Annotated in this window: 19 protein-coding genes; 10 read left to right on the forward strand and 9 right to left on the reverse strand. The window is 59.9% G+C overall.

Translation table 11 applies throughout. The features are described 5' to 3' along the window. Window positions 1-130: 130 nt before the first annotated feature. Entirely contained in the window at window positions 131-1,330 is a 1,200-nt protein-coding gene (gene tyrS, locus BFP96_RS22475; protein ID WP_065937048.1) for a tyrosine--tRNA ligase, read from the reverse strand. 208 nt (window positions 1,331-1,538) lie between these two features. Between tyrS and BFP96_RS22480 the strand changes: the two genes are divergently transcribed. Together BFP96_RS22480 and BFP96_RS22485 are read left to right on the forward strand one after the other, a co-directional pair. Further along, complete coding sequence (locus BFP96_RS22480; RefSeq protein WP_065894218.1) at window positions 1,539-2,951, forward strand: peptidoglycan DD-metalloendopeptidase family protein; 1,413 nt, start codon at window positions 1,539-1,541, stop codon at window positions 2,949-2,951. A 3-nt stretch (window positions 2,952-2,954) separates the two neighbouring features. Beyond that, window positions 2,955-4,046, forward strand: coding sequence for an anhydro-N-acetylmuramic acid kinase (locus tag BFP96_RS22485; RefSeq protein WP_065894217.1), 1,092 nt, complete (start codon window positions 2,955-2,957; stop codon window positions 4,044-4,046). 94 nt (window positions 4,047-4,140) lie between these two features. Here the strand turns inward: BFP96_RS22485 and erpA are convergent, their stop codons facing one another. Next, window positions 4,141-4,491, reverse strand: coding sequence for an iron-sulfur cluster insertion protein ErpA (gene erpA, locus BFP96_RS22490; RefSeq protein ID WP_003176443.1), 351 nt, complete (start codon window positions 4,489-4,491; stop codon window positions 4,141-4,143). Window positions 4,492-4,645: 154 nt separating this feature from the next. Next, window positions 4,646-5,680: an N-acetyl-gamma-glutamyl-phosphate reductase gene (gene argC, locus BFP96_RS22495; protein ID WP_065894216.1), complete on the reverse strand. Its 1,035-nt coding sequence runs from the start codon at window positions 5,678-5,680 to the stop codon at window positions 4,646-4,648. A gap of 134 nt (window positions 5,681-5,814) precedes the next feature. Here argC and hemJ point away from each other — a divergent pair, with 134 nt between their 5' ends. The 6 genes from hemJ to coq7 all read left to right on the forward strand — a co-directional run bounded on the left by hemJ (window position 5,815) and on the right by coq7 (window position 10,234). Next, window positions 5,815-6,243: a protoporphyrinogen oxidase HemJ gene (gene hemJ / locus BFP96_RS22500; RefSeq protein WP_065894214.1), complete on the forward strand. Its 429-nt coding sequence runs from the start codon at window positions 5,815-5,817 to the stop codon at window positions 6,241-6,243. Between the two features lie 25 nt (window positions 6,244-6,268). Beyond that, complete coding sequence (locus BFP96_RS22505) at window positions 6,269-7,231, forward strand: NAD(P)H-dependent flavin oxidoreductase (RefSeq protein ID WP_065937049.1); 963 nt, start codon at window positions 6,269-6,271, stop codon at window positions 7,229-7,231. 70 nt (window positions 7,232-7,301) lie between these two features. Beyond that, window positions 7,302-8,264 carry a DUF805 domain-containing protein gene (locus BFP96_RS22510; protein ID WP_065937050.1) on the forward strand — a complete coding sequence of 321 codons (963 nt, stop codon included), beginning with the start codon at window positions 7,302-7,304 and terminating at the stop codon, window positions 8,262-8,264. A 64-nt stretch (window positions 8,265-8,328) separates the two neighbouring features. Next, a complete protein-coding gene (locus BFP96_RS22515) occupies window positions 8,329-9,117 on the forward strand; it encodes an SDR family NAD(P)-dependent oxidoreductase (protein ID WP_065885530.1) in 789 nt (262 codons plus the stop codon). Between the two features lie 45 nt (window positions 9,118-9,162). Then, window positions 9,163-9,501, forward strand: a complete 339-nt coding sequence (locus tag BFP96_RS22520; RefSeq protein ID WP_065885529.1) for a histidine triad nucleotide-binding protein — start codon at window positions 9,163-9,165, stop codon at window positions 9,499-9,501. Between the two features lie 85 nt (window positions 9,502-9,586). Beyond that, on the forward strand, window positions 9,587-10,234 hold the full coding sequence (gene coq7, locus BFP96_RS22525; RefSeq protein ID WP_065894207.1) for a 2-polyprenyl-3-methyl-6-methoxy-1,4-benzoquinone monooxygenase: 648 nt from the start codon (window positions 9,587-9,589) through the stop codon (window positions 10,232-10,234). Between the two features lie 165 nt (window positions 10,235-10,399). Here coq7 and BFP96_RS22530 read toward each other — a convergent pair whose 3' ends face one another. After that, window positions 10,400-10,822 (reverse strand): OsmC family protein, encoded by a 423-nt coding sequence (locus tag BFP96_RS22530; protein ID WP_003210947.1) that lies wholly within the window; start codon window positions 10,820-10,822, stop codon window positions 10,400-10,402. Between the two features lie 246 nt (window positions 10,823-11,068). Here BFP96_RS22530 and crp point away from each other — a divergent pair, with 246 nt between their 5' ends. Continuing rightward, a complete protein-coding gene (gene crp, locus BFP96_RS22535; protein WP_057723693.1) occupies window positions 11,069-11,713 on the forward strand; it encodes a cAMP-activated global transcriptional regulator CRP in 645 nt (214 codons plus the stop codon). On the opposite strand, the gene BFP96_RS22540 is transcribed toward crp, so the two are convergent. From BFP96_RS22540 to BFP96_RS22555, 4 genes are all read right to left on the reverse strand, one after another. Next, window positions 11,710-12,405 carry a lipoate--protein ligase family protein gene (locus tag BFP96_RS22540; RefSeq protein ID WP_065937051.1) on the reverse strand — a complete coding sequence of 232 codons (696 nt, stop codon included), beginning with the start codon at window positions 12,403-12,405 and terminating at the stop codon, window positions 11,710-11,712. The two genes, crp and BFP96_RS22540, sit on opposite strands and share 4 nt — an antisense overlap. 164 nt (window positions 12,406-12,569) lie before the next feature. Then, on the reverse strand, window positions 12,570-13,406 hold the full coding sequence (trpC, locus tag BFP96_RS22545) for an indole-3-glycerol phosphate synthase TrpC (RefSeq protein ID WP_065885526.1): 837 nt from the start codon (window positions 13,404-13,406) through the stop codon (window positions 12,570-12,572). Next, window positions 13,403-14,452, reverse strand: a complete 1,050-nt coding sequence (gene trpD, locus BFP96_RS22550) for an anthranilate phosphoribosyltransferase (protein ID WP_065897265.1) — start codon at window positions 14,450-14,452, stop codon at window positions 13,403-13,405. Before trpD ends, trpC begins: the two co-directional genes overlap by 4 nt. Window positions 14,453-14,461: 9 nt before the next feature. Further along, window positions 14,462-15,055, reverse strand: a complete 594-nt coding sequence (locus tag BFP96_RS22555) for an aminodeoxychorismate/anthranilate synthase component II (protein ID WP_065894201.1) — start codon at window positions 15,053-15,055, stop codon at window positions 14,462-14,464. Between the two features lie 421 nt (window positions 15,056-15,476). Here BFP96_RS22555 and estP point away from each other — a divergent pair, with 421 nt between their 5' ends. Further along, on the forward strand, window positions 15,477-17,399 hold the full coding sequence (gene estP, locus BFP96_RS22560; RefSeq protein WP_065937052.1) for an esterase EstP: 1,923 nt from the start codon (window positions 15,477-15,479) through the stop codon (window positions 17,397-17,399). 134 nt (window positions 17,400-17,533) lie between these two features. Here estP and trpE read toward each other — a convergent pair whose 3' ends face one another. Beyond that, window positions 17,534-19,015 carry an anthranilate synthase component I gene (gene trpE / locus BFP96_RS22565; protein WP_065937053.1) on the reverse strand — a complete coding sequence of 494 codons (1,482 nt, stop codon included), beginning with the start codon at window positions 19,013-19,015 and terminating at the stop codon, window positions 17,534-17,536. Between the last annotated feature and the right edge of the window lie 45 nt (window positions 19,016-19,060).

A 19,060-nucleotide genomic window follows, 5' to 3' on the forward strand; every position in this document is an offset into this window, starting at 1 on the left:
TGAACTGAAGCGGCCTGCTGTCGAAAACTACTTAACTCATTGTTTACCAAGGAGTTTTCCGTTTCGACTGCGCCGGAAGTGGGGCGAATTATAGAGAGATATAATTTGCCGTCAACCCCTAATTAGAGACTTATTCGGATTTGAGCGTAATACGCGCAAATGCCTTCTTCCCCGCCTGGCAAACGTGGGTAGCGCCCAGCCCGTATTTAAAGGTGCGATCGACCACTTCACCATCTATACGCACACCACCCGAACCGAGCAGGTCACGCGCCACCGCAGAGTTCTTCACCAAACCTGCCTTATTAAGGACTGCCGCGATCGGCATCGCCTCAGCCGCAGTCAATTCGATCTCCGGCAGGTCGTCCGGCAACTCGCCATCCTTCATGCGATTGCCCGCCGCACGGTGAGCGTTGGCCGCAGCCTCTTCACCATGGAAGCGCGCCACGATCTCTTCGGCCAGCTTGATCTTCACATCACGCGGGTTGGCACCCGCCTCCACATCAGCACGCAACGCATTGATTTCATCCATCGAGCGAAAGCTCAGCAATTCGAAGTAACGCCACATCAACGAATCCGGAATGGAAACCAGCTTGCCGTACATCACGCCCGGCGCTTCCTGGATACCCACATAGTTACCCAGGGACTTGGACATCTTCTTGACGCCATCCAACCCCTCCAGCAACGGCATGGTCAGAATGCACTGCGCTTCCTGCCCATAGGCGCGCTGCAGCTCACGCCCCATCAGCAGGTTGAACTTCTGATCCGTCCCGCCCAGCTCAACATCCGCACGCAAAGCCACCGAGTCATACCCCTGGACCAACGGGTAAAGAAACTCATGGATCGCGATCGGCTGATTGGTGGAGTAGCGCTTGTCGAAGTCATCACGCTCAAGCATGCGTGCGACGGTGTACTGCGACGTCAGGCGAATGAAATCCGCCGGCCCCATCTGGTCCATCCAGGTGGAGTTGAAGGCCACCTCGGTTTTGGCCGGATCAAGGATTTTGAACACCTGGGTCTTGTAGGTCTCGGCATTGTCGAGAACCTGTTCGCGCGTCAGCGGTGGGCGCGTTGCGCTCTTGCCGCTCGGGTCGCCGATCATCCCGGTGAAGTCACCAATAAGGAAGATGACCTGATGCCCCAAGTCCTGGAACTGACGCAGCTTATTAATAAGCACGGTATGGCCAAGGTGCAGGTCAGGCGCGGTAGGATCAAAGCCTGCCTTGATACGCAGGGGCTGGCCACGCTTGAGCTTTTCTATCAGCTCGGCCTCGACCAACAGTTCTTCCGCACCACGTTTTATCAGCGCTAGCTGCTCTTCAACCGACTTCATAACAGACCCGCAAGGCTCAGATTCAAAAGGGAACCAACCATACAAGATCAGGGACTAATTACAAGTTTTGCCCTGTGAACGGACACCATTGCGCAAGCCCAGCGTTCGCGAGCTTGCGCCACAGATGATTTGGTTATATTTTATACAGTTATTTCATCTTCATCATGTCATTCATCTTTTCCATTTCATCTTCAAAGTCAAAATACTTATGACCACTGAACCGTCTAAAGCGCCGCCGCTTTACCCGAAGACCCACCTGCTCGCCGCAAGTGGTATCGCCGCCCTTCTCAGCCTGGCACTCCTGGTATTCCCTTCCAGTGACGTAGAAGCCAAACGAACATCCCTAAGCCTTGACCTGGAAAGTCCTGTTGAGCAACTGACACAAGATCAAGACGCTTCCGACGCGCAACAAGCCACAAATACCCCGAACGAGTCTCCGTTCGCGCAGATTGAAGACACCCCGCAAGAGACTCAAAACGCTGCTCAGGACAAGCCCGCAGCCGTCGCGCCCAAGAACGCCCAGCATCGCGAAGTGATCGTGAGCAAAGGTGACACACTGTCAACACTGTTCGAAAAGGTCGGATTGCCCGCCGCCACCGTCAATGACGTCCTCGCCACCGATAAGCAAGCCAAGCAGTTCACCCAGCTCAAACATGGCCAGAAGCTTGAATTCGAACTGACGCCCGACGGCCAACTGAATAACCTGCACACCAATATCAGCGACCTGGAAAGCATCAGCCTGAGCAAAAGCGCCAAGGGTTTTGCCTTCAATCGCATCACCACCAAGCCAGTCATGCGTTCTGCCTACGTACACGGCGTGATCAACAGCTCGCTGTCGCAATCCGCCGCCCGTGCCGGCCTGTCCCACAGCATGACCATGGACATGGCCAGCGTATTTGGCTACGACATCGACTTCGCCCAGGACATACGCCAGGGTGACGAATTCGATGTGATCTACGAACAGAAAGTCGCCAATGGCAAAGTAGTCGGCACCGGCAATATTCTCTCTGCGCGCTTCACAAACCGCGGCAAGACCTACACCGCCGTGCGCTACACCAACAAACAGGGCAACAGCAGCTACTACACGGCTGACGGCAACAGCATGCGCAAGGCGTTCATCCGTACACCGGTGGACTTCGCCCGTATTAGCTCGCGTTTCTCCATGGGTCGCAAGCATCCAATTCTGAACAAAATCCGCGCCCACAAAGGTGTCGACTACGCCGCTCCGCGTGGCACGCCAATCAAGGCAGCCGGCGACGGCAAGGTCCTGTTGGCCGGGCGTCGCGGTGGTTACGGCAACACGGTGATCATCCAGCACGGCAATACCTACCGCACGCTGTATGGCCACATGCAAGGGTTCGCCAAGGGCGTGAAAACCGGTGGAAACGTGAAGCAGGGCCAAGTGATCGGTTATATCGGCACGACTGGCCTGTCCACCGGGCCGCACTTGCACTATGAGTTCCAGGTCAACGGTGTACACGTTGATCCACTGGGCCAGAAGCTGCCGATGGCCGACCCCATTGCCAAGGCAGAGCGCGCGCGCTTCATGCAGCAAAGCCAACCGTTGATGGCCCGCATGGATCAGGAACGCTCCACCCTGTTGGCTTCGGCGAAGCGTTAAGGTATGCCGCGCTATATAGGTGTGATGTCCGGGACCAGCCTCGATGGCCTGGATATCGCCCTCATCGAGCAGGATTCGGCGCTCAGCCTGATCGCCACCCACTACATCCCCATGCCTGCCGAGCTGCGCGCCGAGCTGCTCAGCCTGTGCGCCAGCGGGCCGGATGAGATTGCCCGCTCGGCCATCGCCCAGCAGTCCTGGGTAACACTCGCCGCCCAAGGCATCCACGCCTTGCTGGCCCAGCAAAACCTCACCCCTCACGACATCCGCGCGATTGGCAGCCATGGGCAGACCATCCGCCATGAACCCGCCCGGGGCTTTACGGTACAGATCGGCAATCCGGCATTACTCGCCGAGCTGACGGGCATCACGGTGGTCAGCGACTTCCGCAGCCGCGACGTCGCCGCAGGTGGCCAGGGCGCCCCTTTGGTACCGGCCTTTCACGAGGCGCTGTTCGGTGAACGTGCCGGCAACCGTGCCGTGCTGAACGTCGGTGGCTTCAGCAACCTGAGCCTGATAGAAACCGGCAAACCTGTATCGGGCTTTGACTGCGGCCCGGGCAATGTCTTGCTGGACGCGTGGATTGATCACCAACGCGGCGAGCCGTTTGATCGTGACGGGCAATGGGCAGCCAGTGGCAAGGTTCAGCCGCCGCTACTAGACACGCTGCTCAGCGATGCTTTTTTCGCGACCAAAGGGCCCAAGAGTACCGGAAGAGAAGTGTTCAACCTGGACTGGCTGCAGCACCATCTCGGCGAGTTGCCGGCGTTTCTTCCCGAGGATGTGCAAGCCACATTGCTCGAGCTGACCGCCCTGACCATCGTCGAATCCCTGCAAAGCGCTCAACACCAGACCGACACCCTGCTGGTCTGCGGCGGTGGCGCCCATAACGGGACGCTGATGAATCGACTGGCTGCACTGCTACCGTCCACCCAGGTCAGTAGCACAGCCACCTATGGCGTAGACCCGGACTGGGTGGAAGCCATGGCCTTCGCCTGGCTGGCCCATTGCTGCCTTGAAGGCATCGCCGCGAACCGCCCGAGCGTCACCGGTGCTCGCGGGCTGCGGGTGCTGGGCGCGATCTACCCCGCCTGAGCGCCAGACAGCACAACGCCGTTTGGCCGATCAAAGCCAAGCGGCGTTTTTGTATCCGTGCAGGTTTCTTTATACGTGCAGGCCAGGCGTTCGATCAGATCGAGAACGAAGACCCGCAACCACAGGTAGTCGTGGCGTTGGGGTTCTTGATCACGAAACGCGACCCTTCCAGCCCTTCCTGATAATCCACTTCAGCCCCCGCCAGGTACTGGAAGCTCATCGGATCCACAACCAGGCTCACGCCCTCGCGCTCAACGATGGTGTCATCGTCGGCCACATCTTCATCGAAGGTAAAACCGTACTGAAACCCTGAACAACCGCCGCCCGTAACAAATACGCGCAGCTTCAAGCGATCATTACCCTCTTCATCGACCAGGCTCTTCACCTTGTGCGCAGCACCGTGGGTGAATTGCAAAGCCGTGGGGGTGAAGGATTCAACGCTCATGCTGATAATCTCCCGGCGTAGCGCCGTCATATGCGTAATAGCGAGCATTATCCGCTTCTCCTAGAAAAGCGGTCAACTATTATGCGGGGCAGCGGCAAGCTTCAAGCCTTAAGCTACACGCTTGCCGCTGACAACTTGAAGCTTGCAGCCGCTTTTAAGGCAGCATCCCTGCGTGGGACAGGCCGAGCTTCTCATCCAGGCCAAACAGGATGTTCATATTCTGCACCGCCTGGCCCGACGCCCCCTTGACCAGGTTGTCGATCACCGACAGCACCACCACCAGGTCGCCGTCCTGCGGACGATGCACCGCAATCCGGCACACGTTGGCGCCGCGCACACTGCGGGTTTCCGGATGGCTGCCCGCCGGCATCACGTCGACGAAGGGCTCATTGGCATAACGCTTTTCGAACAATGCCTGCAGGTCAACCGACCGATCGACAACCGTCGCGTACAAGGTGGAGTGAATCCCGCGGATCATCGGCGTCAGGTGCGGCACGAAGGTCAGGCCCACGTCCTTACCCGCAGCGCGGCGCAGCCCCTGACGGATCTCAGGCAAATGACGATGCCCTTTGACCGCATAAGCCTTCATGCTTTCCGACGTCTCGGAATACAGCGAGCCTACCGCAGCACCGCGACCGGCGCCGCTGACACCGGACTTGCAGTCCGCGATCAAACGCGAGGCGTCCGCCAGGCCTGCTTCCAGCAGCGGCAGGAAACCCAGCTGAGTCGCCGTCGGATAGCAACCCGGCACCGCAATCAGGCGGGCCTGCCTGATCTGCTCACGATTGACTTCCGGCAAGCCGTACACCGCTTCTTCCAGCAACTCTGGCGCGCCGTGAGGCTGGCCGTACCATTTGGCCCACTCATCGGCATCCTGCAGGCGGAAGTCGGCGGAAAGATCGATCACCTTGGTGCCCGCCGCCAACAGTTCACCGGCCAATGCATGCGCGACCCCGTGAGGCGTGGCGAAGAACACCACGTCACAGGCACCCAGTGTCTTGATGTCCGGCACGCTGAAGGCCAGGCCGTCGTAGTGGCCTCGCAGGTTCGGGTACATATCGGCCACGGCCAGGCCCGCCTCGGAGCGTGAAGTGATGACCACCACCTCAGCCTGCGGATGCTGAGCCAACAGACGCAGCAATTCGACACCGGTGTAACCCGTGCCGCCGACGATACCGACCTTGACCATAAACCTGCCCTCAACGAACCACTGGAAAGCCGTCGATAATAGGGTCCGTATCGTCCTGCGACAACCGCCAACGTGACGTACGGGCGCTTGAGCTACTACTATCTTCGCTACCGTGAACCTGGGAATAACTAAAAATGCTTTATCTATGGGTCAAAGCCTTCCATATCGTCAGCATCGTCTGCTGGTTTGCCGGGCTGTTCTACCTGCCACGCCTGTTTGTCTACCACGCCCAAAGCGAGGATACCGTCAGCAAGGAGCGCTTCAGCGTCATGGAGCGCAAGCTGTACCGCGGCATCATGGGCCCGGCGATGGTCGCCACGCTGGTCTTCGGCATCTGGTTGCTGGTGCTTAACCCCGGTATTTTCCAATCGGGCGCGTGGATCCACGCCAAGCTCACCCTGGTCGTCCTGTTGATCGGCTATCACCACATGTGCGGCGCGCAGGTAAAACGCTTCGCCCGTGGTGAAAACAGCCGCAGCCATGTCTTTTATCGCTGGTTCAATGAAGTGCCGGTCCTGATATTGCTGGCAATCGTAATTCTGGTCGTGGTCAAACCGTTTTAACTTCAATTACTCGGGGGAACCTCCAATGTCGCTGCCCGCCCTGCTTGAACAACGCCTGCGCCTGCCCGTGGTGGCTGCCCCCATGTTCCTGATCTCCAACCCGCAACTGGTGCTGGCCTGCTGCCGCAACGGGGTGGTCGGCAGTTTCCCGGCGCTCAACCAACGCGAAAGCAGCGGCTTCAAGGCCTGGCTGGAGGAAATCGAAGCAGGCCTGGCGCAGCTGGATAACCCCGCCCCCTATGCCGTCAACCTGATCGCACACAACAGCAACCCACGGCTTGAAGCCGACCTGGCCCTCTGCGTCGAGCACCAAGTGCCCATCGTCATCACCAGCCTTGGTGCCGTGAAGGAGTTGGTCGATGCAGTGCACAGCTACGGCGGCATGGTGTTTCACGACGTCACCACCCGTCGTCACGCCGAAAAAGCCGCTGAAGCGGGCGTCGATGGATTGATCGCGGTCGCCGCCGGCGCAGGTGGTCATGCCGGCACCTGGAGTCCCTTTGCGCTGATTGCCGAGATACGCCAGTTCTTCGACAAAACCCTGCTGCTCGCCGGCTGTCTCAACCACGGTCGGGAAATTCTCGCCGCCCAACTGCTCGGTGCGGACCTGGCGTATCTCGGCACGCGCTTTATCGGTACCACCGAAAGCCAAGCACCGGATGCGTATAAAGAGATGCTGCTCACAGCGCACGCCGCCGACATCGTGCACACTCCGGCTGTTTCCGGCGTGCCTGCAAGCTTCATGCGCCAGAGCCTGGAAAACGCCGGTTTTGATCTCGCTGCCCTCCAGGGCAAAGGTGAGGTCAATGTCGGCTCCAAGCTCAAACCGTTGAGCGATGAGGCCAAGGCATGGAAGACTGTATGGTCGGCCGGCCAAGGCGTCGGTGAGATCAATGATTTACCCGGCGTGGATGAACTCGTCGCACGCCTGGACGCTCAATACCGCCAGGCACGCGAAAACGCAGCACAATTGCGCTGGCCACGTTGACCCAGATGCCAGGCCTGCCAATTGAGCCGGCCTGCACAACCTCCCTGAAAAAAGTGCCAAGGATGCCCGCATGAGCGACAACCGTTTCAAGATTGTGTTTGACGGAGCCTTGCGCCCGGGTGTCGAAAGCACCACCGCCAAACTGAACCTCGCCGAGCTGTTCAAGAGCGACGTCGAGGCGATCGAAAAGCTGTTCACCGGCCGCGAGGTCGCGCTCAAGCGCGATCTGTCACGTGCCGACGCTGAAACCTATCTCACCGCGCTGCAGAACGCCGGAGTCGACGCACGTATCGAAGCCGAACAGCCCGTGGCTTTCAGCCTTGCCGAAACCCACGAAACAGGCTCGTCCGCGCCGGACTTCCCAACCTCCGCCGCATCACCGTATGCACCACCACGCGCAGCCGTTGGCGATAACCTGCCGGAGTATTCCACGCTCAAGGTCTTCACCATCCACGGGCGTATCGGTCGCCTGCGCTATCTCGCCTGGACGCTGGCACTGACCGTTGCGATGCTGGTGGCTGGCGGGATCATCAGTACCGTGGGTTTCGCGGTGGCTACTGCTTCGCCAACGATCGCAATCATTCTCGGCTCGCTGCTGGGTTTTGCGCTGTTTGTGGGACTTGTGGTCGTCAGCGTGCAAATCGGCGTGCAGCGCCTGCACGACATTGGCTGGTCTGGCTGGCTGTACCTGCTGAACCTGGTTCCGGTGGTGAACAGCATTTTCCCTCTGCTGCTGCTGGTATGGCCGGGCAACACCGGCGCCAACCAGTACGGTGCACCTCCACCGCGCAACTCCACGGCGGTTAAAATCCTCGCCTCGTTGTGGCTGGCGTTCATCCCATTGATGCTCATCGTCGTGGTAACCCTGGGCATGAACGGCTACCTGGACCAACTGGAAGCCAACATGGGCGGCGGCTATGAAAGCAGCTCCATTACCGCCGACGACGCCGCCGCCCCAGACGTCATGGTCGAGGACGAAGCAGCGCAGAGTGCTGACGACACGGCCGAACCTGTAGACTCTCCAGAACAGTGAAGAAACGCCCCCCCGCCTGTGATGCCTCTGTCACAGGCTCGGTGGCGTGGCGATGGAGAAAGGCATGACCCGTTACGCTCTGATCACCGGTGCCTCCAGCGGTATCGGCCTGGCTCTGGCCGAAGCACTGGCTCGACGTGGCCGCAGTTTGATTCTGGTGGCCCGCCAGCGTGATCAGTTGGAAAGCATTGCAACCGAATTGACTCAACGTTTCGGCGTCGAGGTGCTGTTCCGTGCCTGCGACCTGGGCGAGCCGCTGCGGTTGTCGGGTTTTTTGCTGGAACTCGAAGAGGGTGAGCGACAGATCGACCTGTTGGTCAACTGCGCCGGTATCGGCACCAGCGGGCCGTTCCTGGCCCAGGACTGGATGACCGAGCAGGACCTGATCGAAGTCAACATCCTCGCCCTGACCCGCATGTGTCACGCTCTGGGCAATGCCATGGCGCTGCATGGCGGCGGGCAGATTCTCAACGTCGCCTCGGTTGCCGCCTTCCAGCCGGGCCCGTGGATGAGCAGCTACTACGCGAGCAAAGCCTATGTACTGCACTTCTCCGAAGGCCTGCGCGAGGAGCTCAAGACCTGTGGCATCAAGGTTTCGGTGCTCTGCCCCGGGCCTACGCGCACCGCTTTCTTCGGCACCGCGCAAATGGACACTGCAAAACTCGACCGCAGCCAGCAGTTGATGAGCCCCGAAGAAGTCGCGCTCTTCACCGTGCGTGCGTTGGAGAAGAACAAGGCGATCATCATTCCGGGGCGCCGCAACCGCTGGCTCGCCTTCAGCCCGCGCCTGAGCCCGCGCTGGCTTACCCGAAAAATTGCCGGTGCGATCAACAAGGCCTATTGCCCGCGTTGAGCGCCCCAGTACACTGACCCTCTCGTTCACTATGGAGAAGCAGCTGTGGATACTCTGTTCACCAAGATCATCAATCGAGAAATACCGGCGAACATCATCTATGAAGATGACCAGGTGCTGGCTTTCCACGATATCGCCCCGCAGGCGCCGGTGCATTTCCTGGTCATCCCGAAAAAGCCCATTCGCACCCTCAACGACCTGACCGAGGACGATAAAGCCCTGGCCGGCCATATCCTGTTCACGGCCCAACGCCTGGCGGTGGAGCAAGGCTGCGAGAAAGGCTTTCGCGTGGTGATGAACTGCAACGAAGACGGCGGGCAGACCGTGTACCACATCCATATGCACGTGCTGGGTCAGCGCCAGATGAACTGGCCGCCGGGCTGAGTGCACCGGGGCAAATTGACTCAGCGCAAACGCGCCGTCCTCTCTTGCGGTAAACTGGCCGCCGAGATTCTTTCCGGAGGTCAGCATGACTACCCAACGTCACTACTCGCCGATTGACCGTCTGTTACTGCAAGCCGACACAGCCATGCGTACGCTGCTGCCATTTAGCGGCCAACCGTATCGTCCGTCACCGGCCATCGTGCAGCCGGACGCGCAGATGAGCGAGAGCGAGACCCGCCACGTGGCCGGCCTGATGCGTATCAACCATACCGGTGAAGTCTGTGCCCAGGCGTTGTACCAGGGCCAGGCCCTGACCGCCAAGTTGCCGCAGATACGCGCGGCAATGGAGCATGCGGCCGAGGAAGAGATCGACCACCTGGCCTGGTGCGAACAACGCATTCGCCAGTTGGGCAGTCATACCAGTGTGCTGAACCCAGTGTTTTATGGCTTGTCGTTCGGGATTGGCGCCGCTGCCGGCCTGATCAGCGACAAGGTCAGCCTGGGTTTTGTCGCGGCAACCGAGCATCAGGTGTGCAAGCACCTGGACGAACACCTTGAACAACTGCCGGCCGAGGACCAAAAGTCACGGGCCATTCTCGAGCAGATGCGCATCGACGAAGAGCATCACGCAGAAAGCGCTTTGGATGCCGGCGGCTTTCGCTTCCCTGCGCCGGTGAGGTTCGGCATGAGTCTGTTGGCCAAGGTCATGACCAAAAGCACCTATCGGATTTGAAAGCACGAAGAGCGCAAAACCCGGCACCTGCGCAAGGGTGACGCGGAGCGTCACGAGAATGCATTCCCACGCGGAGCGTGGGAACGATCATCTCGCAGAGCGTGGGAATGATCATGTAAAAAGGGCGCTATCAAAGCGCCCTTCTTTTTGCCCGTCGTTCTACGATCAACCCAACTCGATAATTTCGTAATCATGGGTGATGGCTACACCGGCCGCGCCGAGCATGATCGAGGCCGAGCAGTATTTCTCTGCCGACAGCTCGATGGCACGCTTGACCTGCGCCTCCTTCAGCGCCCGGCCCTTGACCACAAAATGCATATGAATCCTGGTAAACACCTTGGGATCTTCGGTGGCACGCTCGGCCTCCAGAAAGGCTTCGCAGCTTTCCACGGCCTGACGGGATTTTTTCAGGATACTGACCACATCGAAATTGCTGCAACCGCCGACACCCAGCAGCAGCATTTCCATCGGGCGTACACCCAGGTTGCGGCCACCGGCTTCCGGCGGGCCGTCCATGACCACCACGTGGCCACTGCCCGACTCACCGAGGAACATGGCTTCGCCCGCCCATTGGATGCGTGCCTTCATCGCCCAGACTCCACTGCTAAAAAAGGGTCGCCAGCTTAGCACAGGGCCTCAGGACAGCCGTGCACTGCATGAAAACGATCAATAAACAGCGTTTGCCGGTGAAATACGCTAATCGAGTCAGAATGTGTCTGGTAAGCTGGCGCCAAATCAATGGCGCATTGCCATCCTTTGTACAGCGTACGTCAATGCCGGTATCGCTGATAAAAACAAATCCAACCCCATCGCGCAGTCTTTCGGGATACAACCATGGTTGCTCTTACTCCCACACCCAAGATCAAGAACCTCGACAAGCTGCTGATGCATTGCCAGCGCCGGCGTCATCCGGCCAAGCACAACATCATCTGCGCGGGCGAGCGCTCCGAAACCCTGTTCTTCATTATCAAGGGCTCGGTTACCATCCTGATCGAGGACGAAGACGGTCGCGAGATGATCATTGCCTACCTCAACACCGGGGATTTCTTTGGCGAGCTGGGACTGTTCGAGCAAGCGGGCAAGGAGCAGCAGCGCAGCGCTTGGGTACGCACCAAGGTGGAGTGCGAAGTGGCCGAGATCAGCTATACGAAATTTCGCGAACTGGCCCAACAGGATCCGGACATTCTGTATGCCTTGAGCGGGCAGATTGCCCAGCGCCTGCGGGATACCACGCGCAAGGTCGGCGACCTGGCATTCTTCGATGTGACCGGGCGTGTCGCTCGCTGCCTGCTGGAGCTGTGCAAGCAACCTGACGCCATGACCCACCCCGATGGCATGCAGATCAAAGTCACACGCCAGGAAATCGGGCGCATCGTGGGCTGTTCGCGGGAAATGGTGGGGCGCGTGCTCAAGGATCTGGAAGAGCGCAACCTGGTGCACGTCAAAGGCAAGACAATGGTGGTGTTCGGCACCCGTTAACCTGGCAGCAAGCCTGCCAGCATCTGACGGTACAAGGTGTCGAGCCGGCCGATTACATCGGGCGCGGTGAACACCTCGTGCAGTGCGATATGGCTCTCGGCACGCACCCGTTGTTCCAGGCCACAAGCTTGATTAAAACGATTGACCGCCATAATCAACTCATCGCGATCGTTGTCCAGCAATAAGGCACCGTGCACCAAGCCCACCGGGCGACCGCCGCTCTGGCGCCAACGTTGTGCCGTGCCGACCATTTTCCGGCCGTTGAGATTGACGTTGTAACGACCGTCGCAGAACGCGCCATCGATTTCGCCAACGGATGCGTCGCCGCCCAACTCGGTCAATACATCACAAATCGGCTGGCACAACCGTCGGTAGCCGGTTTCGATGCGCCCTTGATCACCTTCACTGCGCGCAGGCGCGTAGACCAGGGCGATATTGACAGTAGCGGCGGACTGCGGCACCGGCTCACCGCCGGTTTCGCGCAACAACACCGGCCAACCCGCGTCTGCCGAGACTTGGCTGGCGGCTTCAAAGGCCGGTAATCGGCTCAAACGGCGTGGCATGACCAAGGCTTGATCGTTGGGCTGCCAGAACAACAGACCGAATTCCTGCTCACCGGCGCAGACGGCGGCCAGCAAGGCTTGTTCGGCTGCAAGCCCTGCCTGCACAGTCATCGAAACCAGCCTAGCCATCACATTGACCTACCTGAATAAGCACAAGACCAATGTGGGAGGGGGCTTGCCCCCGATGGCAGTGGACCAGCCAAACGTCTTGGTGACTGAACCACCGCTATCGGGGGCAAGCCCCCTCCCACACTTTTTTACTGCATTTCAAAAACGGACCGACTGCGCTGGAATCAATCCAGGGTCGAACCGCTGACCGTCACGCCACGCTCCGGGAAGAACAGACGCTGCAGTTCGGCCCCTGGGTTCTCCGCGCGCATGAACGTCTCGCCGACCAGGAACGCATACACTTCGCTGATTTCCATCAACTCCACATCGGCGCGGTTGACGATGCCGCTCTCGGTAATCACCAGGCGATCACGCGGAATACGCGGCAGCAGATCAAGGGTGGTTTCCAGACTGACGTCAAAGGTATGCAAGTTACGGTTGTTGACCCCCACCAGTGGGGTGTCGAGGATTTTCAGCGCGCGCTCCAGCTCGTCGCCATCATGCACCTCGACCAGTACATCCAGGCCCACACCCTTGGCCACAGCCGCCAGCTCGGCCATCCTCACGTCATCCAGGGCGGAAACGATCAGCAGCACACAGTCGGCACCCAGCGCGCGGGCTTCGACGATCTGGTAGGGATCAACCATGAAATCCTTGCGAATCACCGGCAACTTGCACGCGGCGCGTGCCTGCTGCAGGAATAAGTCGGAACCCTGGAAGTAATCGATGTCAGTCAGTACGGACAGGCAGGTCGCTCCGCCCTTTTCATAACTGGCGGCGATTTCATGTGGCACGAAGTGCTCGCGGATAACGCCTTTGCTCGGGGAGGCCTTCTTGATCTCAGCGATCACAGCCGGCTGCTTGAGCTTGGCCTGGGCGATCAAGGCATTGGCAAAACCGCGCGGTGCATCGGCAGCCTTTGCCTGGGCTTCCAGTTCAGCCAGGCTCACACGGGCACGGCGCTCGGCAACTTCTTGAGCCTTGCGCGCCAGGATTTTTTCCAGAACGGTGGGAACACTCATGCTTCATTCTCCATCTTGAATATGGCGGTGAATGCTCCGAGTTCTTCGAGTTTCTCGCGAGCCAGACCGGTGTGCAATGCATCGTGAGCCAGGGCCACACCTTCCTTAAGACTATAGGCATGGTCCGCTGCGTAAAGTGCCGCGCCCGCATTGAGCACAATCATTTCTGCGGCTTTTTGACCGTTTTCGGTTTTGCGTCGCCCCAATGCATCACGAATCAAATCAAGCGACGCCGCCGGGCTTTCCACCGCTAGGCCATGCAGGCTCTGGCTCTTCATGCCCAGGTCCTCAGGCTCGACCCAGTATTCAGTGACCTGGTCGTCCTTCAGCTCTGCCACGAAGGTCGGTGCGGCCAGGCTGAATTCATCCAGGCCGTCTTTGGAGTGCACCACCAGCACATGCTTGCTGCCCAGGCGCTGCAGCACTTCAGCCAACGGCCGGCACAACGCCTGGCTGAAGACACCGACGACCTGATGTTTCACACCGGCCGGATTCGTAAGCGGGCCGAGCATATTGAACAGGGTACGCAGGCCGAGGTCCTTGCGCGGGCCGGCGGCGTGTTTCATCGCGCCGTGGTGGGACTGGGCAAACATGAAGCCAATGCCGACGCTGTCAATGCAGCGTGCCACCTGTACCGGCGTCAGGTTCAGGTAGATACCGGCGGCTTCCAGCAAGTCGGCGCTGCCACTTTTGCCGGACACCGCGCGATTGCCGTGCTTGGCCACGGTGCAACCCGCTGCCGCGACCACGAACGAGGACGCCGTCGATACGTTGAAAATGTTCGCACCGTCGCCGCCGGTGCCGACCACATCGACCACGCCGTCGAGGGTCTTGAGTTCGACCTTGTCCGCCAGTTCACGCATCACCGACACGGCGCCGACGATTTCGTCGATGCTTTCGCTCTTCATGCGCATGGCCATCATAAAGGCGCCGATCTGTGCGTCGGAGCACTGACCGGTCATGATCTCGCGCATCACATCGCTCATTTCAGCGGTGCTCAGGTCCAGGTGACCGACGATACGGCCCAGGGCAGTCTTGATATCCATGGAAAATCCTTAGCGCGTGCCGCCGCTCTGCTTGAGAAAATTGGCGAACAGCTCGTAGCCCTGCTCGGTCAGGATCGATTCAGGGTGAAACTGCACCCCTTCGATATTCAGTGTCTTGTGGCGCAGGCCCATGATCTCATCGACCGAGCCGTCCTCCAGCTGGGTCCAGGCCGTCAGTTCCAGGCACTCGGGCAGGGTTTCGCGCTTGACCACCAGGGAATGGTAACGGGTCACGGTTACAGGATTGTTGAGCGCCTGGAAGACACCCAGGTCCTTGTGAAATACCGGGCTGGTCTTGCCGTGCATCACCTGGCGCGCGCGCACCACATCACCGCCAAAGGCCTGACCAATGGACTGGTGTCCCAGGCACACGCCCAGAATCGGCAGCTTGCCGGCGAAATACTGGATGGTTTCCAGGGAGATGCCCGCTTCGGTCGGTGTGCACGGGCCGGGCGAAACCACGATGCGCTCAGGGTTCAGCGCAGCGATCTGGGCGACTGTCAGTTCGTCGTTGCGCACCACCTTGACCTCGGCACCCAGCTCGCCCAGGTACTGCACAACGTTGTAGGTAAAGGAATCGTAGTTATCAATCATCAGCAACATGTGGGTTCAAACCTCTTGAATTCACTGATTTCAAATGACCGCCTTCCAGGCATTTGGCCCGCTGCCGGACGCACGTTCCGGTTGCCGGGGTGAGCGGCAAGGGGCGTCAAACAGGGTGAAGAAGGCAAATCGGTACAGGTCCGGCCAGGCCGGCGGAGAAAAATGTCAGGCGCGCCAACGCCAACGGGCGTGTGCCTTGACTACTCGCATCAAGAGTCTGCTGATGATCAACACGGGGAGGGTCTCATTCATACGTCCAGGCACAGTAACGTAGCCTCGCCAACCGTGCAATATGGCGCCGCAAATACGGGCTGGGCTCAATGCGCTGCCCACAGCAAAATTCGGTTTTGCCCTATAGAAAACGCTCGATACTTTGCTAGTGTTTCGGTTCCGACACAAAAACAACTCAATGGAATTTTCCATGCTCAGAACTCCGTTCTTCGCGCCCCTGGCCGCCGGCTTGCTTTACCTGGCTTGTGCACAGGCTCATGCAGCATCGTCACCCTATTCAACGATGGTGGTATTCGGTGACAGCCTGGCCGATGCCGGCCAGTTTCCCGACGGCGGTGCCGGATCGACCCTGCGCTTCACCAACCGTACCGGGCCGACGTTCCAGGGAGACTATGGTCTGGTTTCTTCGACGCTGCTCGGCGCGAAGCTGGGTGTAGCGCCAAACGACCTGAATGCCTCCACCTCACCGGTGCGCGCGATCCAGGGCTTGCCGGACGGAAACAACTGGGCGGTCGGCGGCTACCGTACCGACAATATCCTCGACTCCATCACCAACGTCTCCAACGCGGCGATCCCACCCGGTAATGCCGGGGGCGGCACGGTGCTGCGCAGTCGACAGGGTTACCTGCCGGCAAACGGCGGGCTGGCCGATCCGAATGCGCTGTACTTTCTCTCCGGTGGCGGCAATGACTTCCTCCAGGGTCGCGTACTCAGCCCCGCTCAAGCGGTCGCCGCCGGCGGGCGATTGGCCGACAGTGCCCAGGCCCTGCAACAAGCCGGTGCGCGTTACATCATGGTATGGATGTTGCCCGACATCGGCCTGACGCCGGCCGTCAACGGCACGCCGCAGCAGGCAGCGACGTCGGCCCTGAGCGCTGTTTTCAACCAGTCGCTGGTACAGCGCCTGTCGCAGATCGATGCGCAGGTCATCCCGCTGAACATTCCATTGTTATTGAATGAAGCCTTTGCCAATCCGGCCCGCTTCGGCCTCGCCACCGGGCAAAACCTCACGGGCACCTGCTTCAGTGGCAACAGTTGCACCGCCAATCCGGTGTACGGTATCGGTGGCACCAACCCGGACCCGACCAAGCTGATCTATAACGACTCGGTCCACCCGACCATCGCCGGGCAACAACTGATCGCCGACTACGCCTATTCGCTGCTCGCCGCGCCGTGGGAAATCACGCTGCTGCCGGAAATGGCCCAGGGCACATTGCGCGCCCACCAGGATGAGTTGCGCAATCAATGGCAGGCAGACACCGGCCACTGGCAAGCCGTCGGCCAATGGCGAGCGATCGTGGCAGCCGGCGGCCAACGGCTGAATTTCGACGACCAGAACAGCTCGGCAAGCGGCGATGGCAGTGGTTATAACCTCAATATCGGCGGCAGCTACCGACTCAACGAAGCCTGGCGCGTAGGCGTCGCCGCGGGCCTGTACCGCCAGACACTGGAAGCCGGCGCCAGCGATTCGGATTACAAGCTCAACAGCTACATGGGCACCGCGTTTGCCCAGTATCAGCAGAATCACTGGTGGGCCGATGCGGCCTTGACCGGCGGCAAACTGGACTTCGACAACCTCAAGCGCAAGTTTGCCCTGGGCGTCAGCGAAGGGTCGGAGAAAGGTGACACCGATGGCTGGCTCTGGGCCTTGAGCGGCCGCGTGGGCTACGACATCGCTGCGCCAGGCAGCGACTGGCACCTGTCGCCCTTCATCAGCGCCGATTACGCGCGCGTCGAAGTCAACGGCTACTCGGAGAAAGACAGCCGCTCCACCGCCCTGACCTTTGATGACCAGCAGCGCGACTCCAAACGCCTTGGCGTCGGCCTGCAAGGCAGCTACCGCATCACCCCGCAGACCCAGGTGTATGGGGAAGTGGCGCATGAGCATGAGTTCGAGAACGACACGCAGAAGGTCAACATCGCGCTCAACAGCGTGCCGGGGATCGACTTCAAGCTGGACGGGTATACGCCGCGCAGCAATTCGGATCGCTTGAGCCTGGGTGTCAGCCACAAACTGACGCAGGAACTGGCGTTACGCGCGGCGTATAACGTGAGGAAGGATGACAACCTGTCCCAGCAAGGGGTGAGTGTCGGGGTGAGCCTGGATTTCTAGCCAATCCTGAAACCCACACAAACCAATGTGGGAGGGGGCTTGCCCCCGATAGCAATGTGTCAGCCAGCACATCATGAACTGACAGACCGCTATCGGGGGCAAGCCCCCTCCCACAGTTCGATCTACATTTGACTTCAGTCCTGCGGGGTTTGCTCAGCCAGCGCCACCGCCCGGAACATCGCGCGGCGCTTGTTCAGGGTTTCTTCCCATTCAAGCGCCGGCACCGAGTCAGCCACAATGCCGCCACCGGCCTGCACATGCAGTTCGCCATCCTTGATCACTGCCGTACGGATCGCAATCGCGGTGTCCATGTTGCCGTTCCAGGCGAAATACCCCACGGCGCCGCCGTAGACGCCCCGCTTGACCGGCTCCAGTTCGTCGATGATTTCCATCGCGCGAATCTTCGGCGCGCCCGACAAGGTGCCGGCCGGCAGAATGGCACGCAGTGCATCCATTGCGGTCAACCCGGCTTTCAGTTCCCCGGTGACGTTGGACACAATGTGCATCACATTGGAGTACCGTTCGATGACCATCTTCTCGGTCAACTTCACCGAGCCGATTTCCGAGACACGCCCCGTGTCATTGCGCCCCAGATCAATCAGCATCAGGTGCTCGGCGATTTCCTTGTCATCGCTCAACAGGTCTTCTTCCAGCGCTAGGTCCGCTTCTTCGGTAGCGCCACGCGGGCGCGTACCGGCGATGGGCCGCACGGTGATCAGGTTGTCTTCGACGCGCACCAGCACTTCCGGTGAACTGCCCACCACGTGGAAATCACCGAAGTTGAAGAAGTACATGTACGGCGTCGGGTTGAAGCAGCGCAGCGCCCGGTACAGGTCAATCGGCGCCGCCTTGAAATCAATCGACATCCGTTGCGACGGCACCACCTGCATGCAGTCACCGGCGAGGATGTATTCCTTGATGGTGTCCACTGCGCGCTCGTAGTCCGCCTGCGTGAAGCTGGAGCGAAACACCGGGTCAGCGGCAGGCGGACGGCTGAGGTCCAGGCCACGACGCGGCGTGATCGGCTGGCGCAGCTTGTCCAGCAGTGCTTCGAGACTGGCCTGGCCTTGTTCGTAGGCATCCGCCCGGGACGGGTCGGCCAGCACAATCGCGTGCATCTTGCCGGCGAGGTTGTCGAACACCACGACCGCATCGGAGACCATCAGCAGGATGTCCGGCACGCCCAGCGGGTCCGGGTTCGGACATTTACCCAGGCGCTGCTCCACATAGCGCACGCAGTCATAACCGAAATACCCCACCAGGCCGCCGTTAAAACGCGGCAGGCCGGCAATGGTCGGCACGTTGTAGCGCGCCTTGAAGGCCTCGACGAAGGCCAGCGGATCGTCTACGTCATGGCTTTCGATCTCGACGCCATCATGGGTGATGCTCACATGATGGTCATGAACCCGCAGTACCGTGTGGCACGGCAGGCCGATGATCGAATAGCGGCCCCACTTCTCGCCGCCCTGGACCGACTCCAGCAGATACGAGTTCGGCTCATCGGCCAGTTTCAGGTAGATCGACAGCGGCGTGTCGAAGTCGGCCAGGGTTTCGCGGGCCATGGGGATACGGTTATAGCCGGCAGCGGCCAAACGCAGGAATTCTTCGCGGATCATCAGGTGCCTCGTGGTGTGAGGGTCAATCGGTCAGGTAGGCAAACG

The sequence above is a fragment of the Pseudomonas sp. 34 E 7 genome, assembly GCF_900005715.1.
GTDB lineage: Bacteria > Pseudomonadota > Gammaproteobacteria > Pseudomonadales > Pseudomonadaceae > Aquipseudomonas > Aquipseudomonas orientalis_A.

Bases quoted from the DNA above. Each gene is read 5' to 3' on its own strand.
- BFP96_RS22510 (WP_065937050.1), top strand. From the start codon at position 7,302: ATGAGCGACAACCGTTTCAAGATTGTGTTTGACGGAGCCTTGCGCCCG.
- BFP96_RS22485 (WP_065894217.1), top strand. From the start codon at position 2,955: ATGCCGCGCTATATAGGTGTGATGTCCGGGACCAGCCTCGATGGCCTG.
- BFP96_RS22515 (WP_065885530.1), top strand. From the start codon at position 8,329: ATGACCCGTTACGCTCTGATCACCGGTGCCTCCAGCGGTATCGGCCTG.
- erpA (WP_003176443.1), bottom strand. From the start codon at position 4,491: ATGAGCGTTGAATCCTTCACCCCCACGGCTTTGCAATTCACCCACGGT.
- BFP96_RS22530 (WP_003210947.1), bottom strand. From the start codon at position 10,822: ATGAAGGCACGCATCCAATGGGCGGGCGAAGCCATGTTCCTCGGTGAG.
- BFP96_RS22540 (WP_065937051.1), bottom strand. From the start codon at position 12,405: ATGGCTAGGCTGGTTTCGATGACTGTGCAGGCAGGGCTTGCAGCCGAA.
- BFP96_RS22480 (WP_065894218.1), top strand. From the start codon at position 1,539: ATGACCACTGAACCGTCTAAAGCGCCGCCGCTTTACCCGAAGACCCAC.
- hemJ (WP_065894214.1), top strand. From the start codon at position 5,815: ATGCTTTATCTATGGGTCAAAGCCTTCCATATCGTCAGCATCGTCTGC.
- estP (WP_065937052.1), top strand. From the start codon at position 15,477: ATGCTCAGAACTCCGTTCTTCGCGCCCCTGGCCGCCGGCTTGCTTTAC.
- coq7 (WP_065894207.1), top strand. From the start codon at position 9,587: ATGACTACCCAACGTCACTACTCGCCGATTGACCGTCTGTTACTGCAA.
- crp (WP_057723693.1), top strand. From the start codon at position 11,069: ATGGTTGCTCTTACTCCCACACCCAAGATCAAGAACCTCGACAAGCTG.
- BFP96_RS22555 (WP_065894201.1), bottom strand. From the start codon at position 15,055: ATGTTGCTGATGATTGATAACTACGATTCCTTTACCTACAACGTTGTG.
- trpE (WP_065937053.1), bottom strand. From the start codon at position 19,015: ATGATCCGCGAAGAATTCCTGCGTTTGGCCGCTGCCGGCTATAACCGT.
- trpC (WP_065885526.1), bottom strand. From the start codon at position 13,406: ATGAGTGTTCCCACCGTTCTGGAAAAAATCCTGGCGCGCAAGGCTCAA.
- BFP96_RS22505 (WP_065937049.1), top strand. From the start codon at position 6,269: ATGTCGCTGCCCGCCCTGCTTGAACAACGCCTGCGCCTGCCCGTGGTG.
- argC (WP_065894216.1), bottom strand. From the start codon at position 5,680: ATGGTCAAGGTCGGTATCGTCGGCGGCACGGGTTACACCGGTGTCGAA.
- tyrS (WP_065937048.1), bottom strand. From the start codon at position 1,330: ATGAAGTCGGTTGAAGAGCAGCTAGCGCTGATAAAACGTGGTGCGGAA.
- trpD (WP_065897265.1), bottom strand. From the start codon at position 14,452: ATGGATATCAAGACTGCCCTGGGCCGTATCGTCGGTCACCTGGACCTG.